Origin of the sequence: Lactiplantibacillus herbarum (genome assembly GCF_001039045.1) — a bacterium.
Lineage (GTDB): Bacteria > Bacillota > Bacilli > Lactobacillales > Lactobacillaceae > Lactiplantibacillus > Lactiplantibacillus herbarum.
On the sequence record NZ_LFEE01000001.1, the window covers coordinates 84,958 to 102,225 of the forward strand.

General features: G+C 40.0%; 19 protein-coding genes and 1 pseudogene. 10 read left to right on the plus strand and 10 right to left on the minus strand.

Going from position 1 to position 17,268, the window contains the following annotated elements:
• Positions 1 to 36 precede the first annotated feature (36 nt).
• Complete coding sequence (locus tag ACG95_RS00380) at positions 37 to 1,029, minus strand: LacI family DNA-binding transcriptional regulator (protein WP_047998585.1); 993 nt, start codon at positions 1,027 to 1,029, stop codon at positions 37 to 39.
• A gap of 231 nt (positions 1,030 to 1,260) precedes the next feature.
• On the opposite strand from ACG95_RS00380, the gene kduI reads away from it, so the two are divergent.
• A complete protein-coding gene (gene kduI / locus ACG95_RS00385; RefSeq protein ID WP_047998586.1) occupies positions 1,261 to 2,106 on the plus strand; it encodes a 5-dehydro-4-deoxy-D-glucuronate isomerase in 846 nt (281 codons plus the stop codon).
• 114 nt (positions 2,107 to 2,220) lie between these two features.
• The gene (locus tag ACG95_RS00390) at positions 2,221 to 3,201 is read left to right on the plus strand and encodes a 2-keto-3-deoxygluconate permease (RefSeq protein WP_047998587.1); all 981 of its coding nucleotides are present in this window, start codon (positions 2,221 to 2,223) and stop codon (positions 3,199 to 3,201) included.
• A 93-nt stretch (positions 3,202 to 3,294) separates the two neighbouring features.
• Here ACG95_RS00390 and ACG95_RS00395 read toward each other — a convergent pair whose 3' ends face one another.
• A complete protein-coding gene (locus ACG95_RS00395; protein WP_047998588.1) occupies positions 3,295 to 4,056 on the minus strand; it encodes an IclR family transcriptional regulator in 762 nt (253 codons plus the stop codon).
• A 284-nt stretch (positions 4,057 to 4,340) separates the two neighbouring features.
• Between ACG95_RS00395 and kduD the strand changes: the two genes are divergently transcribed.
• The 3 genes from kduD to ACG95_RS00410 all read left to right on the plus strand — a co-directional run bounded on the left by kduD (position 4,341) and on the right by ACG95_RS00410 (position 7,450).
• Positions 4,341 to 5,156: a 2-dehydro-3-deoxy-D-gluconate 5-dehydrogenase KduD gene (gene kduD / locus ACG95_RS00400; protein ID WP_047998589.1), complete on the plus strand. Its 816-nt coding sequence runs from the start codon at positions 4,341 to 4,343 to the stop codon at positions 5,154 to 5,156.
• A 58-nt stretch (positions 5,157 to 5,214) separates the two neighbouring features.
• Complete coding sequence (locus ACG95_RS00405) at positions 5,215 to 5,859, plus strand: bifunctional 4-hydroxy-2-oxoglutarate aldolase/2-dehydro-3-deoxy-phosphogluconate aldolase (RefSeq protein WP_047998590.1); 645 nt, start codon at positions 5,215 to 5,217, stop codon at positions 5,857 to 5,859.
• 352 nt (positions 5,860 to 6,211) lie between these two features.
• Complete coding sequence (locus tag ACG95_RS00410) at positions 6,212 to 7,450, plus strand: PTS sugar transporter subunit IIC (protein WP_047998591.1); 1,239 nt, start codon at positions 6,212 to 6,214, stop codon at positions 7,448 to 7,450.
• Positions 7,451 to 7,573: 123 nt separating this feature from the next.
• Here the strand turns inward: ACG95_RS00410 and ACG95_RS00415 are convergent, their stop codons facing one another.
• A complete protein-coding gene (locus ACG95_RS00415) occupies positions 7,574 to 8,353 on the minus strand; it encodes a DeoR/GlpR family DNA-binding transcription regulator (RefSeq protein ID WP_047998592.1) in 780 nt (259 codons plus the stop codon).
• Between the two features lie 301 nt (positions 8,354 to 8,654).
• On the opposite strand from ACG95_RS00415, the gene ACG95_RS00420 reads away from it, so the two are divergent.
• The 5 genes from ACG95_RS00420 to ACG95_RS00440 are packed head-to-tail and all read left to right on the plus strand — an operon-like array spanning position 8,655 to position 12,037.
• Positions 8,655 to 9,116 carry a PTS sugar transporter subunit IIA gene (locus ACG95_RS00420; protein WP_047998593.1) on the plus strand — a complete coding sequence of 154 codons (462 nt, stop codon included), beginning with the start codon at positions 8,655 to 8,657 and terminating at the stop codon, positions 9,114 to 9,116.
• Between the two features lie 36 nt (positions 9,117 to 9,152).
• Positions 9,153 to 9,458, plus strand: a complete 306-nt coding sequence (locus ACG95_RS00425; protein WP_047998594.1) for a PTS sugar transporter subunit IIB — start codon at positions 9,153 to 9,155, stop codon at positions 9,456 to 9,458.
• Positions 9,459 to 9,497: 39 nt separating this feature from the next.
• A complete protein-coding gene (locus tag ACG95_RS00430) occupies positions 9,498 to 11,048 on the plus strand; it encodes a PTS galactitol transporter subunit IIC (protein ID WP_047998595.1) in 1,551 nt (516 codons plus the stop codon).
• A complete protein-coding gene (locus ACG95_RS00435) occupies positions 11,048 to 11,296 on the plus strand; it encodes a hypothetical protein (RefSeq protein ID WP_047998596.1) in 249 nt (82 codons plus the stop codon). Before ACG95_RS00430 ends, ACG95_RS00435 begins: the two co-directional genes overlap by 1 nt.
• An 18-nt stretch (positions 11,297 to 11,314) precedes the next feature.
• A complete protein-coding gene (locus ACG95_RS00440; RefSeq protein ID WP_047998597.1) occupies positions 11,315 to 12,037 on the plus strand; it encodes a class II aldolase/adducin family protein in 723 nt (240 codons plus the stop codon).
• 132 nt (positions 12,038 to 12,169) lie between these two features.
• Here the strand turns inward: ACG95_RS00440 and ACG95_RS14325 are convergent.
• From ACG95_RS14325 to rbsK, 7 genes and pseudogenes are all read right to left on the minus strand, one after another.
• Positions 12,170 to 12,319, minus strand: a pseudogene (locus ACG95_RS14325) (family 1 glycosylhydrolase); the annotation flags it as partial.
• A gap of 45 nt (positions 12,320 to 12,364) precedes the next feature.
• Positions 12,365 to 13,243, minus strand: coding sequence for an ROK family protein (locus tag ACG95_RS00445; RefSeq protein ID WP_047998598.1), 879 nt, complete (start codon positions 13,241 to 13,243; stop codon positions 12,365 to 12,367).
• A gap of 99 nt (positions 13,244 to 13,342) precedes the next feature.
• Positions 13,343 to 14,206, minus strand: a complete 864-nt coding sequence (locus ACG95_RS00450; protein ID WP_047998599.1) for an ROK family protein — start codon at positions 14,204 to 14,206, stop codon at positions 13,343 to 13,345.
• Positions 14,207 to 14,472: 266 nt separating this feature from the next.
• Entirely contained in the window at positions 14,473 to 14,748 is a 276-nt protein-coding gene (locus ACG95_RS00455) for a helix-turn-helix domain-containing protein (RefSeq protein ID WP_047998600.1), read from the minus strand.
• Positions 14,749 to 14,968: 220 nt separating this feature from the next.
• Positions 14,969 to 15,853 (minus strand): ribose/proton symporter RbsU, encoded by an 885-nt coding sequence (gene rbsU / locus ACG95_RS00460; protein WP_047998601.1) that lies wholly within the window; start codon positions 15,851 to 15,853, stop codon positions 14,969 to 14,971.
• Between the two features lie 30 nt (positions 15,854 to 15,883).
• Complete coding sequence (gene rbsD, locus ACG95_RS00465; protein ID WP_047998602.1) at positions 15,884 to 16,279, minus strand: D-ribose pyranase; 396 nt, start codon at positions 16,277 to 16,279, stop codon at positions 15,884 to 15,886.
• Positions 16,279 to 17,202, minus strand: a complete 924-nt coding sequence (gene rbsK, locus ACG95_RS00470; RefSeq protein WP_047998603.1) for a ribokinase — start codon at positions 17,200 to 17,202, stop codon at positions 16,279 to 16,281. Before rbsK ends, rbsD begins: the two co-directional genes overlap by 1 nt.
• Positions 17,203 to 17,268: the final 66 nt, after the last annotated feature.

Below are 17,268 nucleotides of genomic sequence, written 5' to 3' on the forward strand. Positions count from 1 at the left end.
ATCTAGGTTACTGTCAAAGTATTTATCTGTCAACTCTCAAATTGATGATCGTAATTTAATCGTTGCAGGATAGGAGTGTATTCTAGCGACTTCAGATTGATCAGGTGATTGAATCAATTTTACTAAGGTTTGACTTGCTAAATAGCCAATTTTATCTGGGTGTTGTTCAATTGTAGAGATACCTGGACTAACTAATCCCGCCCAATTCCAGTCATCATAGCCCGCAACACCAACATCTATCGGTATTTTTAAGGTGAGCGTCTGCACTATTTGTAATATCGCAGCGAGAACTTGACCATTATTAGCAAAAATCAATGGATGCTCTTTTTGTTCCACCAGCTCCACTACTCGATCTCCAAGTGTTGCTATATCTTGCAATTCTAATGTTTCTACATTAAGTGGCGCTACACCTTCAATAAAACCAGCTAAACGCTGTTCCCGTGTTGAGACAGCATGAATATTTTCACTGACTACTAATCCCATCGTATATGGTTTCAATGACCATTGGGCCTGTTGACCTAATAAATAAGATGCATGGAAATTATTGGTTACAATCGTATCCCATTGTGGTGGCCAAGTTTCACGGTCAATCAAAACTAACGGAACTGTGGCAGCTGCTATAAAGTCATAATCTGATGATTTTCTAGAATTAGGCTGCAGAATAATCCCTTCTACCGATTGATCCAGCATTTGATTGAGTTGCTGTTGCTCCTGCTCTAACGAATTACCAGACTCCATAATTAGTGTTTGATAATCTCGTGTCTTTAAGTACGATGTAATCCCTTTCAACAATAGTGAAACATATACATTTGAAATATCTGCGATCATTATTCCAATTAACCGGCTATGATTGGTCTTCAATGACTGTGCCCGTCGACTGGGGCGATAATCCATTGCTTTGACAGTCTCTGCAATCCGTTGTCGTGTTTTTTCTGACATGTGAGAATAATTTTGGTTTAAGAATCTTGATAGTGTTGCTTTTGAAACTCCTGCTGCTTGGGCTACTTCTTGAATGGTTATTTTTCCCATAGTCGTTATTACCTTTCTATTTCCCTACTAAGTCTATTTAATAACAACTAATCTTAATTGTAAAACATCTCTCGCCCTAAACTTTAACAAATAAAATGATTATCTAGCTATGAAAAAACTTCTTCTTGAGTTTCATTTTAGGCTTGATTTTTTAAAATTAGTCGTTATACTGAATTTGTAAGCGCAAACAAGAAATGCAATTTCTTATTTAGAAAACGGAGGCTTTAATTTATGTCATTTAATATGGTTACTCGCTATGCTCACAGTCCTGAAGATATGGATCACTACAACACTGATCAGATGCGTGAACAATTCCTGATGGAAAAGATCTTTAGTGCTGGTGATATTTACTTAACTTATACTTACAACGATCGTATGATCTTTGGTGGTGTTACGCCTACCACTGAACCATTGGAAATCGAATTGGACAAACAACTTGGTGTTGAATTCTTCCTACAACGTCGCGAACTTGGCTTTATCAACATTGGTGAAGCTGGTTCCGTAACTATTGATGGTAAGAAAGAACATATTGAACCACACGATGGTTATTATATCGGTATGGGAACTAAACATGTTGTCTTTGAATCTGATGATGCTGACAAACCAGCTAAGTTCTACGTTGTTTCAACTCCTGCACATAAGACTTACCCATCTAAGAAATTAGCTTATAAAGACTCAATTTCAATGCCATTAGGCGATCAAAAACATATGAACAAGCGTACCATTCACAAGTATATCGATGCTTCCCAAATGGATACTTGTCAATTACAAATGGGTTATACGGTTCTTGAACCAGGTAACTCATGGAATACCATGCCAGCACATACTCATGCTCGTCGAATGGAAGCTTATCTTTACACTGAATTCGCCGATCCTGATACCCGTGTTGTTCACTTTATGGGTACTCCTAATAACACTAAACATGTTCTCCTTGAACCAGACCAAGCTATCGTTAACCCTAGCTTCTCTATTCACTGTGGTGTTGGTACTACTAACTATGCCTTTATTTGGGCAATGTGTGGCGAAAACCAAACATACGATGATATGGATCAAGTCGACATGCACGACTTACGTTAATTTTATTAGTAATTTTAATAGTTCTGATAAATGCAGGGCCACGGCTCTGCATTTATTATTCACAGCAAATGTCAACGCTTCCATTTAATAAATTATGGAAAGAAGATTTTCAGTATGTCAATTAAAAAAAATATCGATAAAGTCCCCGGTGGTATTATGATCGTGCCACTGATCATTGGTGCTTTAGTACACACACTATGGCCTAACTTGGATGTAGAACTAACTGGTGTTACGGGTACATTTATGACCGGAACTTCAGTACTACTATTCGTCTTCTTCTTCTGTATTGGGACTGGTATCAATCTAAAAGCATCAGGAAAAATTGCAGCCAAAGGCGTTACACTATTAGTCGTAAAAGTACTATTAGCCGCAATGATCGGAATTATTATTAATAAGTTGTTGCCAATAACCGGGATTACCAGTGGTATCTTTTCTGGTTTTTCAACGTTAGCCGTAATTGCTTCGTTTAATGCCGCCAACGGTGGTCTATACACAGCTCTTATGTCGACCATTCCTGATCGTGAAATTGATTTAGCAGCTTATCCTTTCTTCAGTATCCAGTCAGGCCCATTTTTCACCATGTTAACATTAGGTATTGCAGGGATTGGTGCCTTTCCATGGCAAGCTTTGGTCTCAACACTAGTACCATTTGCACTTGGACTAATCCTAGGTGGCTTAGATCCTGAAATTCGTAAAATGTTTCAACCTGTGGGTGGGGCCCTAATTCCATTCTTCGCCTTTACAATTGGATATAGTATGAACTTTGCAATGTTACTAAAGTCTGGACTCGTAGGGATTCTAATGGGCGTGGCCGTAGTATTTATCAGTGGCTTTGTTCTTTACCTTGCAGATCGTTACATTGTTCGTTCTGATGGTTTAGCCGGTTGGGCTGCTTCTTCAACTGCCGGAGCTGCCATTTCTGTTCCAGTAGTTATTGCTGAGATGGATAAAACATTTAAACCAGTAGCTGCTTCTGCAACTGCCATTGTTGCAACCTGTGTCCTAATTACAGCTATCTTAACGCCGATTGTTACCATGTGGCATTACCGTCGTTTACAACGTAAAGGTATTGTTCAAAACGATTCGGCAAGATAAACTAACTGTTTGTTAATTTAAAAACATTATTAAAATAAGCTCAAAAGAAAGTGAAGACTCATGCAAGTTGCATGAGTCTTCACTTTCTTTTGACTACAATAACTGTTGAATCTGGTGCTGAGTCTCTAAAACTAAACGAATAAAGTTTCTTCGTTGATCTTCTGGTACACGATATTTCGGTGCACTGACACTGAACGCCCCGTAGATATGATTGTCGCCAACGATCGCCGCACCAATACAATAAACATCGGGCTCATTCTCTTCATCATCAACCGAAAAGCCCACACTACGAATATTTGTTACATCTGCACGCAGTTTGCTTGCTTTTACAATCGTATTTGCTGTAATCGCTTCAAAATGAGTACGGGTAATATAGGCCTTCAATTGCTCGTCAGAATATTGTGATAGCATGGCTTTCCCCATCGAAGACGAGTATAAACTCATACGACCACCAATTGTTGACTTCAACTTAATACTTGAAGGACTCTCAAGCTTTTCAACTAAAACAACATGGTCATCCTGATAAATTCCTAAATTAACTGTCTCACCAGTAGCGTCACGCAAGCGTTGCAACGGTTCATGCGTAACAGAACGAATATCAAAACTTTCAGATGCTTTTTGACCATACGTCAGAAACTGGGTTCCTAAATAATAACGACGTGACTCACTATCCCGACGCACAAATCCTAGCACTTCTAGCGTTGTCAAAATCTTTAATGTGGTTGGCGCATTGATTCCAGCTAACTGACTAATTTCATTTAACGTTGGCGCTGCCTCGCTATTTAAAATAGCATCTAAAATAGATTTAGCCTTTATTAATACAGAACCATACAACTTTGGCTTCTCATTTTCCATCTATCATTCTCCTAAAATCACTTGATTTTCTCTTTGAAATCCCTTTTAGGCCTACGTTATTTCCAACACAGAAATTTCTTATCCGGAAATAATTCACCATAAATTATACTGGTTAGCTTTCTGATTAACAAGGATAACAACGATTATCTCGAATGATATATATTTGGTACTACTTTTATTTAAATAGTACTTGCATTTTTTAAGTAAGCGCTTTATATTAATAGTTGTAAAGAGGAAATCAAGTTTCCTATAAAGAAATAATATAAATTAGAGGAGTGTTTTACATGGCAGATACACGCGAAGATATTTTAGCTCGTGAAAAAGATTTAGATCACTTTAATATGGACTTATACTCATTGAAGGGTAAAGTTGCCGTCGTTACCGGTGGCGATACCGGTTTAGGTCAAGCTTACAGTATTGCTTTTGCTGAAGCTGGCGCTGACATCTTTATTCCAACCTTTGGTCAAGCTGGCTGGGAAGATACTCGTAAGATGGTTGAAAAACGCGGTCGTAAAGTTGAATTTATGGACGTTGATTTGACCGAAGAAGGCATTGCTGAAAAAGTTGTTAAAAAGGCTGTTGATACATTTGGCCACATCGACATCTTAGTTAATAACGCTGGTATGATCAAACGTAACCCATTACTTGAATCTAAAGATGCTGATTGGGACCGTGTCATTGCTATCAACTTAAGCACTGTTTACCATATGTCATTAGCTGCTGGTAAAGTTATGGCTAAACAAAAATCTGGTAAGATCATTAACATTGGCTCAATGCTTTCATTCCAAGGTGGGAAGTTCATTCCTTCATACACTGCAAGCAAGCATGGGGTTGCCGGCTTAACTAAGTCATTTGCAAGCGAATTAGCTGAATACAACATTCAAGTTAATGCGATTGCTCCTGGCTACATCAAGACTGCTAACACTGAACCAATCCGTGAAGATGCAGCCCGTAACAAAGAAATTCTTGATCGGATTCCTGCCGGTCACTGGGGTGGGACTTACGAATTGATGGGTGTTGCCGTATTCTTAGCAAGCCCTGCATCAAATTACGTCAATGGTCATTTACTTGCAGTTGATGGTGGTTACTTAGTACGTTAATAATAACCAGTTATCCTAATGAGAGTTAATCTCAATTGATTACAGGAGAATGATAAACATGCAAAAAGTTGAAATTTTAAAGAATATTGAAGCAGCTGGTGTTATCGCCGTTGTTCGTGGCAATACACCAGAACAAGCAACTAAGACTTCTGAGGCCGCTATCAAGGGTGGTGTTAAAGGTATTGAATTAACCTTTACAGTGCCTCACGCTGATCAAGTTATCGCTGGCTTAAGTGAAAAATTTGCTGGCACTGACGCTGTAATTGGTGCCGGAACTGTCTTAGACACAACTACTGCGCGTCTAGCAATAATGGCCGGTGCACAATTCATCGTTGCACCAACCTTCGATCCTGACGTTGCAAGGTTGTGTAACTTGTACCAAATCCCTTACATCCCAGGTTGCATGAGCGTCACTGAAATGCAAACTGCCATGCAATACGGATCAAGCTTAGTTAAGATGTTCCCTGGGAATACTTTAACAACTAAGATGATTGGGAATGTTAAAGCACCATTCCCACAAATTAGCATCATGCCTTCTGGTGGTGTTAACTTAGATAACTTGGAAGACTGGTTTGCAGCAGGTGCCACCGTTGTCGGTGCTGGTGGTAATCTAGTTGGACCTGGCGATAAAGGTGATTTTGATACGGTCACTGAAAACGCTAAGAAATACATGGCTGAATTCAACCGAATTAAGACCGCTTAGTTCTCCATTATCAGCCAATTTACATTACAAAAACCTATATATTAATTTATCTTTAAACCCAACAAGGCCTCGTCAACCTTGTTGGGTTTTTAGCATTAAATCAATTTCACATCATTTATATCAGATCTGAAATGGTAATTTTCCAATACAGCTTTTAAAGTAAACTTTTTTGGAACTATTCTAACCATTTTCAAATAATCAGGTCTAATCATAATTTGTTGGTACCAATTATCAACGCCTGCATTGGTCTAGTCCGAAACGAGGATATGTATAGTTTTATCGAGTTTTGAAAGGGTTTACAACGCTGTTTTTACTGAGTATTCTTAACTCATTCAGAACAGGGGGGATTCTTATGCATCGCTTTATGGAATGGCTTCAAAATACGCTTATGCCACCAATGGCTAAGATTGGTAACAACAAATACTTGGTGGCTGTCCGGAACGGACTTGTTTTAACACTACCTGCTATTATTAGTGGGAGTGTCTTCTTGATTCTTGGTAATATTCCAATTACCGCTTGGACCAACTTTATTAAACCGTACGCTAACATGATCAGCGTCGCGGTCAATGGCTCTTTTGGCATTATTTCATTACTAGCCGTTATCGGGATCGGCTACGAACTCTCTAAGTCATTGGAAATTGATCCATTATCCGGAGCTGGCTTAGCAACCATGGCCTTTATTATCAGCTCGTTTAACAATAAATTCGTACTTGATACATCTAATTTCGCCTCAACAGGCCTATTCACTGCTATTATCACGGCATTTATTGCCGTTTCAATCTTTAACTTCTTCGTCAAGAAGAACATTGTTATTAAACTACCGGCAGGCGTTCCAACTGCCGTTTCAAATTCATTTGTCGCTTTGTTCCCTGGTTTTGTTATTTTACTATTATTCTGGACAGTTCGGATGCCACTACACATCGATATCAACCAAGTTGTCCAAACAATTTTCCATCCATTATTGTTCGCAATGAACACGTTACCTGGTATTCTGGTCTACACATTACTTGTCAGTCTACTATGGGTCTGTGGGATTCATGGCGACATGACCTTAGAGGGTATCGCTGATCCGATCTTCCTGCAGTTCTTAGCCGCAAACGGAACCGCATTAGCACATCATCAACCATTGCCATACGTCACGGCAGCGGGCTTCTCAAGTCTCTATGTCAACGTTGGTGGCACTGGCGCTACGATTACATTAGTTGCCTTAATGTTGTTCTCGCGCAGTAAGACCTACCGTGATTTAGGTAAAGTCGCTTTTCCAAGTGCTTTATTTGAAATCAACGAACCCGTCATCTTTGGTTTCCCAATCGTCATGAATGCTATTACGATGATTCCATTTATCGTGGTTCCTTTAGTTCTAGCTACATTATCATACCTATTCATCACGTTAGGCTGGATTTCCGCACCCGTCGCGATGGTTCCTTGGACGATGCCTCCAATCATCGGTCCATTGATGGCAACTGGCTGGGACTGGCGTGCGGCTGTTTGGTCAGCAATTGAGCTCCTAATTGCTGGTGCGGCCTACTACCCATTCTTTAAAGTTGCTGAAAAACAGATGGTTGCACAGGAACAAAGTACTAACGAATAATCTCATCATGATTTTAAACATCAAAAGTGTCATGGAAAAGCCCTTAATGTGGCTGGTCCATGACACTTTTTCATTTATCTAATAACTGGCTAACTCATAAACATTATTTGTTAATCAGTTAATTTATTTGTATCCCGGATAGATCACAGCTACACCTAGTTTCTGCATCCACTCCAAAAACTTACTTTCGGGTTTTCTATCAGTAATAATCGTCGACCAGGCTGGAAACTTAGCCAACTGAATATAGTCAGAGTTATCCAGGCGAAACTTAGTATGGTCAGCTAATAGAATACTTTCTCTGGCGTTCTCCATCATTGCAAACTTAATATTTGCTTGCTCCATATCCGCAATGTACGCTCCGGTTTGGTCCAAGGTACTACATGACAATATTGCAAGCTGCGGTCTAAACAACGTGATATCTTGAATCGTATGGCTACCTAACACAGAATCTGAGTTTGGGCGCAATGAACCGCCCGTAACAAAAACGTTTAGATTAGTCATTCGATTGGCAGCCACCGCAAATTGTAAATTATCAGTTATAACTTTTAAGTTCTGATGATCTGTCAAATAATTTGGCAAGTACGCTGCTGTAGTACTTGGGTCAATAAACATCGCTTGATTATCTTTTATAATTTCCTTGGCCAATAATCGACAAATAACTTTCTTTTCATCAACGTGTGTTCGGTAACGAAACGGCGATGTAAATTCGACATTGGTATCTGCTAATAGCGAAACCATTCCAAAAGTACGCTTAACTTTACCCGATTGCTCGAGAATAATTAAGTCCCTTCTCATCGTGGAAACACTCTCACCAGTTAATTCAATTAAACGTTTAACACTAATTCGAGGATGCTTATTTAAAACTTTAAGTATGTGCAACACACGATCATCTCTATTAGTCATATTACCCTCCAGGTTGAATAATTCTGAACTTTCTCTGGTCAATTTGAACGATTAAACAGAGAAAATTTGAATGAGTTTCATGTTATGTCGAATTGAATACAAAACGCCATAACGCCAACATATACTGAATATTGAAAAGGCGTTGGCTGGGTAATATGAGGTGCTTTTTAAAGAGATGTTTCACCGTTATTAACATCTTAGCATATTGCTTTTAATTAATTTATTTTTTACAACTAAGTATTCCAATGGTCAATTCCTTAGCTAAAATGTATGCGCTTGCATTAATTTAGGAGGCTTTTTTATGAACTATCAAGATATGTTACAACAAGATTTAATCTTTTTAAACGTTGATGCAGAAGATCGTACTGACCTGTATCAACAAGTCGCAAATAAATTATTAACTCTAGGTTACGTTAAGGACTCATATGAATTAGCTCTGAACAACCGTGAAGATGAATTTCCAACCGGAGTAGTTAGTGACTATATGTCTATTGCCCTACCACATGCTAATCCAGAAAACATTAATAAACCCTTTGTTTGTGTCGTCACTACCAAACAGCCGGTTCAAATGCTGCAAATGGGCTATAACACTGAAGAACGTGCCGATACCTTTTTCTTTTTAGGAATTACCCATCCCGACGATCAACTAATTCTTTTGCAAAAATTTATGGCACTGATTCAAGATCAAGTATTTGTCGAAGAATTCAACAACATTTCCGATTCTATTGAAATGTTCAACTATCTAAATAAAAAGTTCAAATAGGAATAAATGTTCAAACAAATTAAGGAGTGAATTATTATGGCAAAAATTATTGTTGCTTGTGGAAGTGGCGTTGCATCGAGTGAGTTAGTAGTTAAGCATATTGTTGATTTCTTTGATGATCACAGCATTACTGGTGTGGAAGTTGAAGCTACTGACTTTAAAAAATTACCCGACATCTTAGCAAATTATGATATTTATGTCTGGATTGCACGTCCTAATGAAGAAATCCAAACCATTGTTGAAAAGAATAATATTGCATCAGTTAATGGGTTACCAATCTTTACTGGACAGAATCCTGAAATATCTTATCGCGACATTATTGCTGCATTGAAAAACATGTAATTATAAATTAGTTTCTTAATTTTTAGGAGGCATTATTTCATGGACATACTAAAAACCATCGTTAACTACATTCTAAATCTTGGTGGACCAGTTTTCGTTCCACTAATTATGTTCATTATTGCGACCATTGCAGGACTCAAACTTAGAAAATCAGTCTTAGCAGCACTGACACTAGGGGTTGCATTTAGTGGGATGACCTTAGTTGTAAATTACATGATGGATTCAATATCACCAGCTGCTAAAGCAATGTCAAAAATCTTTCATCTTAGTCTAAACGCAATTGACGCTGGTTGGACAGGGGTTGCGGCAATCACTTGGTCCTATAAGTCAGCATTCTTATTCTTCCCATTGTTACTGGCGATTAACTTTGTAATGCTATCTTTCAAATGGACTAAGACCTTGAATGTTGATATGTGGAATGTTTGGAACAAAATCTTCACTTACGTTGTCGTTCTTTACTTCACTCACAATGCCTTTTATGGCTTCTTAGTAGCCGGTGTTCAGATTGTACTAGAACTTAAATCTGGTGACATGTGGCAACGACATATTGAAGATCTAACTGGCATGCCTGGCGTCACTGTCCCACACCTTGTTACATTATTCGCAGTTATTCTACAACCACTCAACAAATTACTTGATTTCATTCCTGCTATGAATCGTCCTTTTGATTCTGCAGCACTTCAAAAGAAAATTGGCGTTTTTGGTGACAACACTGCCATGGGTGCCATTATTGGGGTCTTACTTGGATTTGGTGCGGGCTATTCCGTTTCAAAATCCTTGAACTTAGCTATTCAAGCAGCTACTGCGATGACCCTATTCCCAATGATTTCAAAATTATTCATGCAAGCATTATCACCAATTGCTGACGCCATGAGCGATTTCATGAAAAAGCATTTCAATGGCCGTGAAGTATACATCGGTCTTGATTGGCCTATCCTTGCCGGCCGTAATGAATTATGGGTTACTGTCGTTATTCTAGTACCAGTCATGTTGATTTTTGCAATGATCTTACCAGGTAACACCGTATTACCGTTTGCTGGAATTATTAATCTTTCTTTCGTAGTTGCAGCGCTATTACTGACCGGTGCTAACTTACTGCGCATGATTGTTTTAGGCATTATCACAACACCCATTTTCTTATACAGTGCAACTTACTTTGCGCCAATCATTACTAATTTAGCTAAATCTACCGGTACCGTCAAAGTTCACGCTGGTCAGCAGTTATCATGGTCTACTTTTGAAGGACCAGATTTCCGGCTCTTCTTTGCAAAAGCATTCACTGGTGAATGGTGGGCAATTGGTCTGTCAATCCTTTGGTTATTAGGATTTATCTGGCTATACATCGATCAGAGCAAAGCAAAACTGCCTAGCCAACGATATACACTCGCTGGTATGGAAACCGCAACTACTGCCAATATCCCAGTAGAGGCGTCTTCTACTAGCACAGACGATATCGATCTTGACGATTTAGATGGCATGAATTTTGGTAGCACTTCTAAAAAAGCAGCTCAAGCTAACAAATCTACATCGCTTGAAGACTTAGATGGTATGGATTTCAGTAATTCTGCTAAGAATAATGGTAATAAATAATGAAAAAAACAACTCATATGAGCATTCAGAAAGTAGTTTGGTCACTATTACTTTTCGTTGACGTTCTACTCTTCATCGAAGCTCTTAGCACTAATAATATTGGAGCCTGTTTACTTGTAATGGTTTTGAGTGAAATAATTTACTTTAAAGGAAATCGTTATTTATTCGGTGAATTTGATGCTAAACGAAAAGCAAAGTATGAAGAACGTAAAAAAAACTACCTTCAGCAACGTGCAAATACCAAATAAACGATTGGAGTTAATCTTATGACAGAAGAATATGTTTTTGAACCTGAACGCCGTGACTTAGCCATGGTTGCTCGCGAAATGTTTAATCGTAAAAATACTAATGTTGCTGGCGGGAATATCTCAGTAAAGATTACTGCCAAGGAAAATATTGATTTCGGTACTGTTCACATTGAAAAAGGCCATGACTACATTATCATGACACCAACCTTCATGTCCGAAGCCTGGTTTGGCAAACTCGCTGGGTCACAAATTTTAGTTGTTGATCTAGCTACTGGCCAACAAATCGATGGTGTTGGCCGGTTGACTCGCGAAATTAATATGCATATTGGTGCCTATGAGGCTAATCCTAAAATCAAAGTAGTCTACCATTCACACGCTGAGGAGTCTATGTTTTGGGCAACGCTTGGTCAAGATATGCCTAATGTCACTGAGATCACTGCCGTAAACCAAAATTTGGGTAAAATTAAATGTCTCCCTTACAAAGAAGCTTGCTCAAAAGAACTAGCCGATCAAGTTCATGAGAGTCTAGTAGCATTAGGCGATAATGCTTTGGAGAATATTTTCTTACTTAATAGTCACGGCGTCCTAATTACTTGTACTGATCTCCACGAGGCAACTCGGATCCTAGAAACCGTTGAATGGAATGCCAAAATTGCTTATCAAGAAACAATCTTTAAATCATTAGGATTAATTAATCAGTATCAGTCATGTGGCAAAGATACTTCTGCTTTTTTAGAATAGAAATAGCACGGTAAATGGATATAAACCATCATTTACCTCATACAGTTAGATACTAATCAAAAAGCCTACCAAACTTATTCAGATTTCAACATCTGTAAGTTCAGTAGGCTTTTTACGTCCTTTTAAAACTTATTAATCTTCTTCAAACCCATTCCGCATTCCCAGTTCCTTAAACCACGCGGCCGATTTTTTCAGCGTCTTAGTCTGCGTATGAATATCATCACGAATCAGGCCATAACGATTATGGTAGGCATGGTTCCAAGACCAGCAATCAATGCAGCTCCCCAGACGAATCCTGGTGGAAAAGTAACCATAATCGACTTCCTCCTAATTAGTAACTGTCTGCTCGAAATCAACAACCGCACCACGTAAGTTAGCTTCATCCGTATACTGACATAGCACTAACTCAGGTTTAATCGATGCGATCTTAACTTGCTCATAAACTCCAGTTAACGCGCGTTCAATCCCAGGAATCAAATCAGGGTTATTCGAAACACCGCCACCCAAAATGATTTTTTCAGGGTCGAAGCTATATTGCAGATTGAAGATGCCTTGTGCTAACGCTGCATACATCGTGTCAATTTCACGCTTAGCATCTACGTCACCTTCATCAGCTAATTGGTAGAGCTGCTGCCCATTAAGTGCTTCTGATTTTCCCGTAGCGTTTTGATAGCGAATGATCGCATTGGGTACTGTCCCTAATTCACTCAATGTCCCTACATCGTTGATCTTCGTGTAACCAAATTCGCCACCAAAGAGATGGGCGCCATGCCAGATATGGTCATTGAAGATCAGAGCGCCACCAACCCCGGTTCCAATCACTAGAAAAGCTAGGCTAGTTGACCCTTGACCCGCACCACTGGAGGCTTCTGCTAACGCCGCACAGTTAGCATCATTTTCAATACTAACTGGTAACCCAAACCGTTCTTCAAATTCAGCTTGAATTGGGAAATTATGAATATATGGAATCGCACTGGCTCCTTCGATAACACCCGTTGCTTTATTAACAGCGCCGGGAGAACTAATCCCGATACCCGTAATAGGTGCCTGCGTCTTCATCTGTGCAACTTCATCGTCCAGTAAGGTCATGAAAATACCTTTGTCTGTCGGCGTTGCCACTGCATGATGATGAGTCAACTTTTCGTCTTGCCAAATCGCAAATTTAATCGTTGTACCACCAATGTCAATCAAGCCTAGTGTTGCCATTACAGCTCCTCCTTGTACAAACAACTTTTCATATAATACAATCAGTCAATTTCGTAACAACCTATTGATTGGTCGTAACCGAATTAGTCTTGCTATTAACTATTTCAATAATGATGCTGCCAATGCAAAATCACCAACAGTAGCAGATGCATTATCTGCAAAGTGACTGTGTACAATCATATCATCTGGGACTTGGATATAGCCATTGTTCAGTTCGTTAAAGTATTGACGAACTTTCACCATATCATCGTCGTTAATAACTGAACCGCCAAAAATAATCTTTTCTGGCGTTAAGTTAACGTAGGCACTAAAAGCCATTTGAGCAGCGTAGTAGTTGATATAGTCAAAGACAGGATTGTCCCGCTTAAGATTTTCACCGCGTTCACCAGTCCGTGCTTCAATGGTTGGACCCGCAGCAACCCCTTCATAACAACGGTTGCCGTGGAATGGACAACTACCAACAAAGTCATCGTCCGGGTGCATCATTACTGGTGCATGTCCCATTTCCAAGTGTGAGTATCCACCAACAAATTGACCATCTTGAATGGCACCACCACCGATACCCGTACCGATTGTGAAGTAAACAGCCGAATCCACGTCCTTAGCTGAACCAGCAATATATTCACCATAGACGGACGCATTGACGTCCGTTGTAAAGTAGATAGGAACGTGCAATGCAGCTGTTAGAATGCCAACCATGTCCGTTCCAGCCCAACCTGGTTTTGGTGTCGATAGAATGTGACCATAGTCAGCAGTCCCAGTCTTGATACCAATCGGACCAAATGAACCTAATCCAATCGCATCGACCGGATTTTCTTTAAAGAAATCGATACATGCTGCTAAGGTTTCATCTGGAGTTAACGTTGGAATCCGTTTTTTGGCACTAACCTTATATGTCTCATCTGCAACTGCCAAAACAAACTTGGTGCCGCCTGCTTCAATACTACCTAATTTGTTACTCATTACTTTCACCTTCACCATTTCTAATTAGTTATTAAATCAATCATATATGAAAACGCATTCTTTTGCAGTACTAATTTAAGATTTCTACCTAGAGTGTGTCTTCAATTGTAAATTTGTCACACAAAAAAACGAGCTTGGGACACCTCGACACCCCAACTCGTTTTTGCAATTTCAAATAGTTACAGTCGAAACATGCGACAACAGACTGCTTTCTCTGCTTAACTACGGAGTACTCGGTAGCAACCCGCCTTCTGTATAATTTTTGATCACACAAATTTTAATTCAATCCGTTTGCCTAACGCTACTGCTATCTTTGACATAGTATCAATACTCGTATTTCCACCACGCTCAATCCGTGCCACTGTAGATTGTGGAATTGCTGCCTTAACAGCAAGTTCACGTTGAGTTAGTCCAGCTTTTTCACGTGCTTTCATCAAAGTAACGGCACTGGCTAATTTTGAGTCCTCACTATCAAATGCCGCTTTGAACCCCGGATTTTTCATTCGCTTTGCTAAATAGTCATCAAAATTCATATTAGTCATTATTCTTTTCCTCCTCGTTTATATTCATCTCGCATCCGTTTAGCATGATTAATCTCCTGACCGTTTGACCATGTATGCTACTCAAATTTCACTTTATATGTGCTCATGATAGCATATAATGTTCAAACTTCATTCTAACTGTGCCCTCAAAAAAAGCCGTTGATCTAGCTTAGAAAAGCTAAATCAACGACTCCATACTTATTATTTAATTTAACTAACTTTAGATCAGCACCGTCACCGTTGCCGCAGCCAGAATCAATACTAGCCCGCAAATCGTAACCGTCATTTCCTTAGAAGTCTTCTTCTGACCTAAGAACCAGAAACCGGTCAACGTGGCAAGTACCACTGAGGTTTGTGACAGGATAAAGCCTGTTGCCAAACCGTTCATGTTTGATTGTGCTGAGATCAGGTACGTCAACGCAGCAAATGCGAAGAACAAACCTGAAATAATGTGTTTGTATGACACGCTTTCAGCTAACGCTAATTTTTCACCGCGCATTGCAAGGAAGATCGAGTAAACGACAGCCACAATTACCATCCCAATAGCTTGGGGAACAAAGGCTTCCTTACCGCCAATACTCGTTGCTTGTGGTGCTGCTGAGTATGCCCAGTAACCAATTTCACCGATGGCTAACAAGATAACAGCATCCCGCAACTTTTTAGCATTACCGGCATCCTTGTGTTCTGACCAAACCGTCAACCAGGCACCAATAATAATTGCAACTAGTGACAAGCCACCAAATATTCTAGCGTTCGTCCCAGGCCAGTCACCCAGCGCGAAGACACCCCAGAGGGACGCTCCTAATAACTGGAAGGCCGTGGTAATTGGCATTGCCCGTGATGACCCAACCATCGTAAATACCTTGAAGGTCACGATCTGAGCACTAGCCCAACCGATTCCTGAAATGATTGAGAACCAGAGATCCATTCCGTGTGGGAACGCGATTCCTTGCATGCCAGCAAAGGCTAACGCAAAGATCAGTGTTCCAATCGTAGATCCTAGAATCTGATTGACGGGACGGCCACCAATTTTTGATGCAATCGTGGGGTAAAGGCCCCAACCTAGTAACGGCCCTAAGCCAATTAGTAAAGCGGTTGTGTTCATTCTATTTCCTCCATTAATCGCCGAATAGCATTAAAAAGTAACGCCACTTTCCAACATGATGTTTGCGTAAGGTGTCATTTCACCAGTCCGTACGAAGGCTTTACAGTCCGTTAATGATTGCTTCATTTCTTCGTGTGGGATAAACGTGATTGGCATCTTTGGCAAACGGTCTTGGATAGCCGTTAGCATTGCTGGATTCTGCGTCTTGATCTCTTCTGCCAAGTAAATTCGTTGTACTTCAAGTTCTTCTAAAACATTATTCAATACTTGCATAAAGCTAGGAATGCCATTATCAACGGCTAAATCGATCTTTTCAGTCGTACTTGGTACTGGCATACCAGCATCACCAATACTTATTTTATCAAAATGACCCATAGTTGCAATAACACGTGATAAATCTGAATTGATTACTTTACTTTTTTTCATTATTTTTCGCCCTCCGCGGCAGTAATTTCGTTTTTATAAGGAATTGATGGTTGGGCACCAAATCGCTGAACTGCGATTGATGACGCCCGGTTACCATAACGAATTGCATCTTCAAGGTTGCTGAAGTCTTGATCTAACACGCTGCTCATTGCACCAATAAAGGTATCACCAGCAGACGTGGTATCTACGGCATCCACTTTGAACGCTGGAATAATACCGTGGCGACCGTCAACATCGTAGAAAGCACCCTTGCTACCAATCGTGATAATTACAGCAGCAATTCCTAGCGCGTGTAGCGCTGCTGAAGCCTTGATCATGCTGGCTTCATCCGTAATCTCAATGCCAGTTAACGTTTGTGTTTCAGTCTCATTAGGAACGATCATGTCCGTCACTGCTAATAATTCAGCAGGAACCTTACTCATGGCTGGTGCAGGATTAAGAATCGTCTTAACACCGGCAGCCTGAGCGATTTTAAAAGCAGTCACCGTACTAGCAACGGTACTTTCAAATTGGGCAACTAAAAAGTCACTCGCTTCGATCAAGTCACGATGCGCTTCAACATCCTCAGATGTAAACGCCATGTTGGCACCACCGTGGATCATGATTTGATTTTCACCGGCATCGTCCACCGTAACATAGGCTTGGCCCGTTGACTCATTTTTCAGGGTCGTAATCCCATCCAAAGTAATTTCTTCTTGAGCCAACAAATCTAGCATTGCTTTACCAGCATCGTCATCGCCAACTGCTCCGATAAAATGCGTCTTAGCTTGCGAACGTTTTGCCGCAACGGCTTGGTTAGCACCTTTACCGCCGCCAGCCGAAAAGATTTCTTTAGTGTGAATCGTTTCGCCAGGCTTAGGCATCTGGTGTACCCGAATCGTTCGGTCTAAATTAATGCTGCCAATTACTGTTACTGTGTTCATAGTGGTTCCCTCCAATGGTCAAATCATGACTAATTTTATTCAGTTAAAACGTTTTATGAAAACGTT

Bases quoted from the DNA above. Each gene is read 5' to 3' on its own strand.
- ACG95_RS00380 (WP_047998585.1), bottom strand. From the start codon at position 1,029: ATGGGAAAAATAACCATTCAAGAAGTAGCCCAAGCAGCAGGAGTTTCA.
- kduI (WP_047998586.1), top strand. From the start codon at position 1,261: ATGTCATTTAATATGGTTACTCGCTATGCTCACAGTCCTGAAGATATG.
- ACG95_RS00390 (WP_047998587.1), top strand. From the start codon at position 2,221: ATGTCAATTAAAAAAAATATCGATAAAGTCCCCGGTGGTATTATGATC.
- ACG95_RS00395 (WP_047998588.1), bottom strand. From the start codon at position 4,056: ATGGAAAATGAGAAGCCAAAGTTGTATGGTTCTGTATTAATAAAGGCT.
- kduD (WP_047998589.1), top strand. From the start codon at position 4,341: ATGGCAGATACACGCGAAGATATTTTAGCTCGTGAAAAAGATTTAGAT.
- ACG95_RS00405 (WP_047998590.1), top strand. From the start codon at position 5,215: ATGCAAAAAGTTGAAATTTTAAAGAATATTGAAGCAGCTGGTGTTATC.
- ACG95_RS00410 (WP_047998591.1), top strand. From the start codon at position 6,212: ATGCATCGCTTTATGGAATGGCTTCAAAATACGCTTATGCCACCAATG.
- ACG95_RS00415 (WP_047998592.1), bottom strand. From the start codon at position 8,353: ATGACTAATAGAGATGATCGTGTGTTGCACATACTTAAAGTTTTAAAT.
- ACG95_RS00420 (WP_047998593.1), top strand. From the start codon at position 8,655: ATGAACTATCAAGATATGTTACAACAAGATTTAATCTTTTTAAACGTT.
- ACG95_RS00425 (WP_047998594.1), top strand. From the start codon at position 9,153: ATGGCAAAAATTATTGTTGCTTGTGGAAGTGGCGTTGCATCGAGTGAG.
- ACG95_RS00430 (WP_047998595.1), top strand. From the start codon at position 9,498: ATGGACATACTAAAAACCATCGTTAACTACATTCTAAATCTTGGTGGA.
- ACG95_RS00435 (WP_047998596.1), top strand. From the start codon at position 11,048: ATGAAAAAAACAACTCATATGAGCATTCAGAAAGTAGTTTGGTCACTA.
- ACG95_RS00440 (WP_047998597.1), top strand. From the start codon at position 11,315: ATGACAGAAGAATATGTTTTTGAACCTGAACGCCGTGACTTAGCCATG.
- ACG95_RS00445 (WP_047998598.1), bottom strand. From the start codon at position 13,243: ATGGCAACACTAGGCTTGATTGACATTGGTGGTACAACGATTAAATTT.
- ACG95_RS00450 (WP_047998599.1), bottom strand. From the start codon at position 14,206: ATGAGTAACAAATTAGGTAGTATTGAAGCAGGCGGCACCAAGTTTGTT.
- ACG95_RS00455 (WP_047998600.1), bottom strand. From the start codon at position 14,748: ATGACTAATATGAATTTTGATGACTATTTAGCAAAGCGAATGAAAAAT.
- rbsU (WP_047998601.1), bottom strand. From the start codon at position 15,853: ATGAACACAACCGCTTTACTAATTGGCTTAGGGCCGTTACTAGGTTGG.
- rbsD (WP_047998602.1), bottom strand. From the start codon at position 16,279: ATGAAAAAAAGTAAAGTAATCAATTCAGATTTATCACGTGTTATTGCA.
- rbsK (WP_047998603.1), bottom strand. From the start codon at position 17,202: ATGAACACAGTAACAGTAATTGGCAGCATTAATTTAGACCGAACGATT.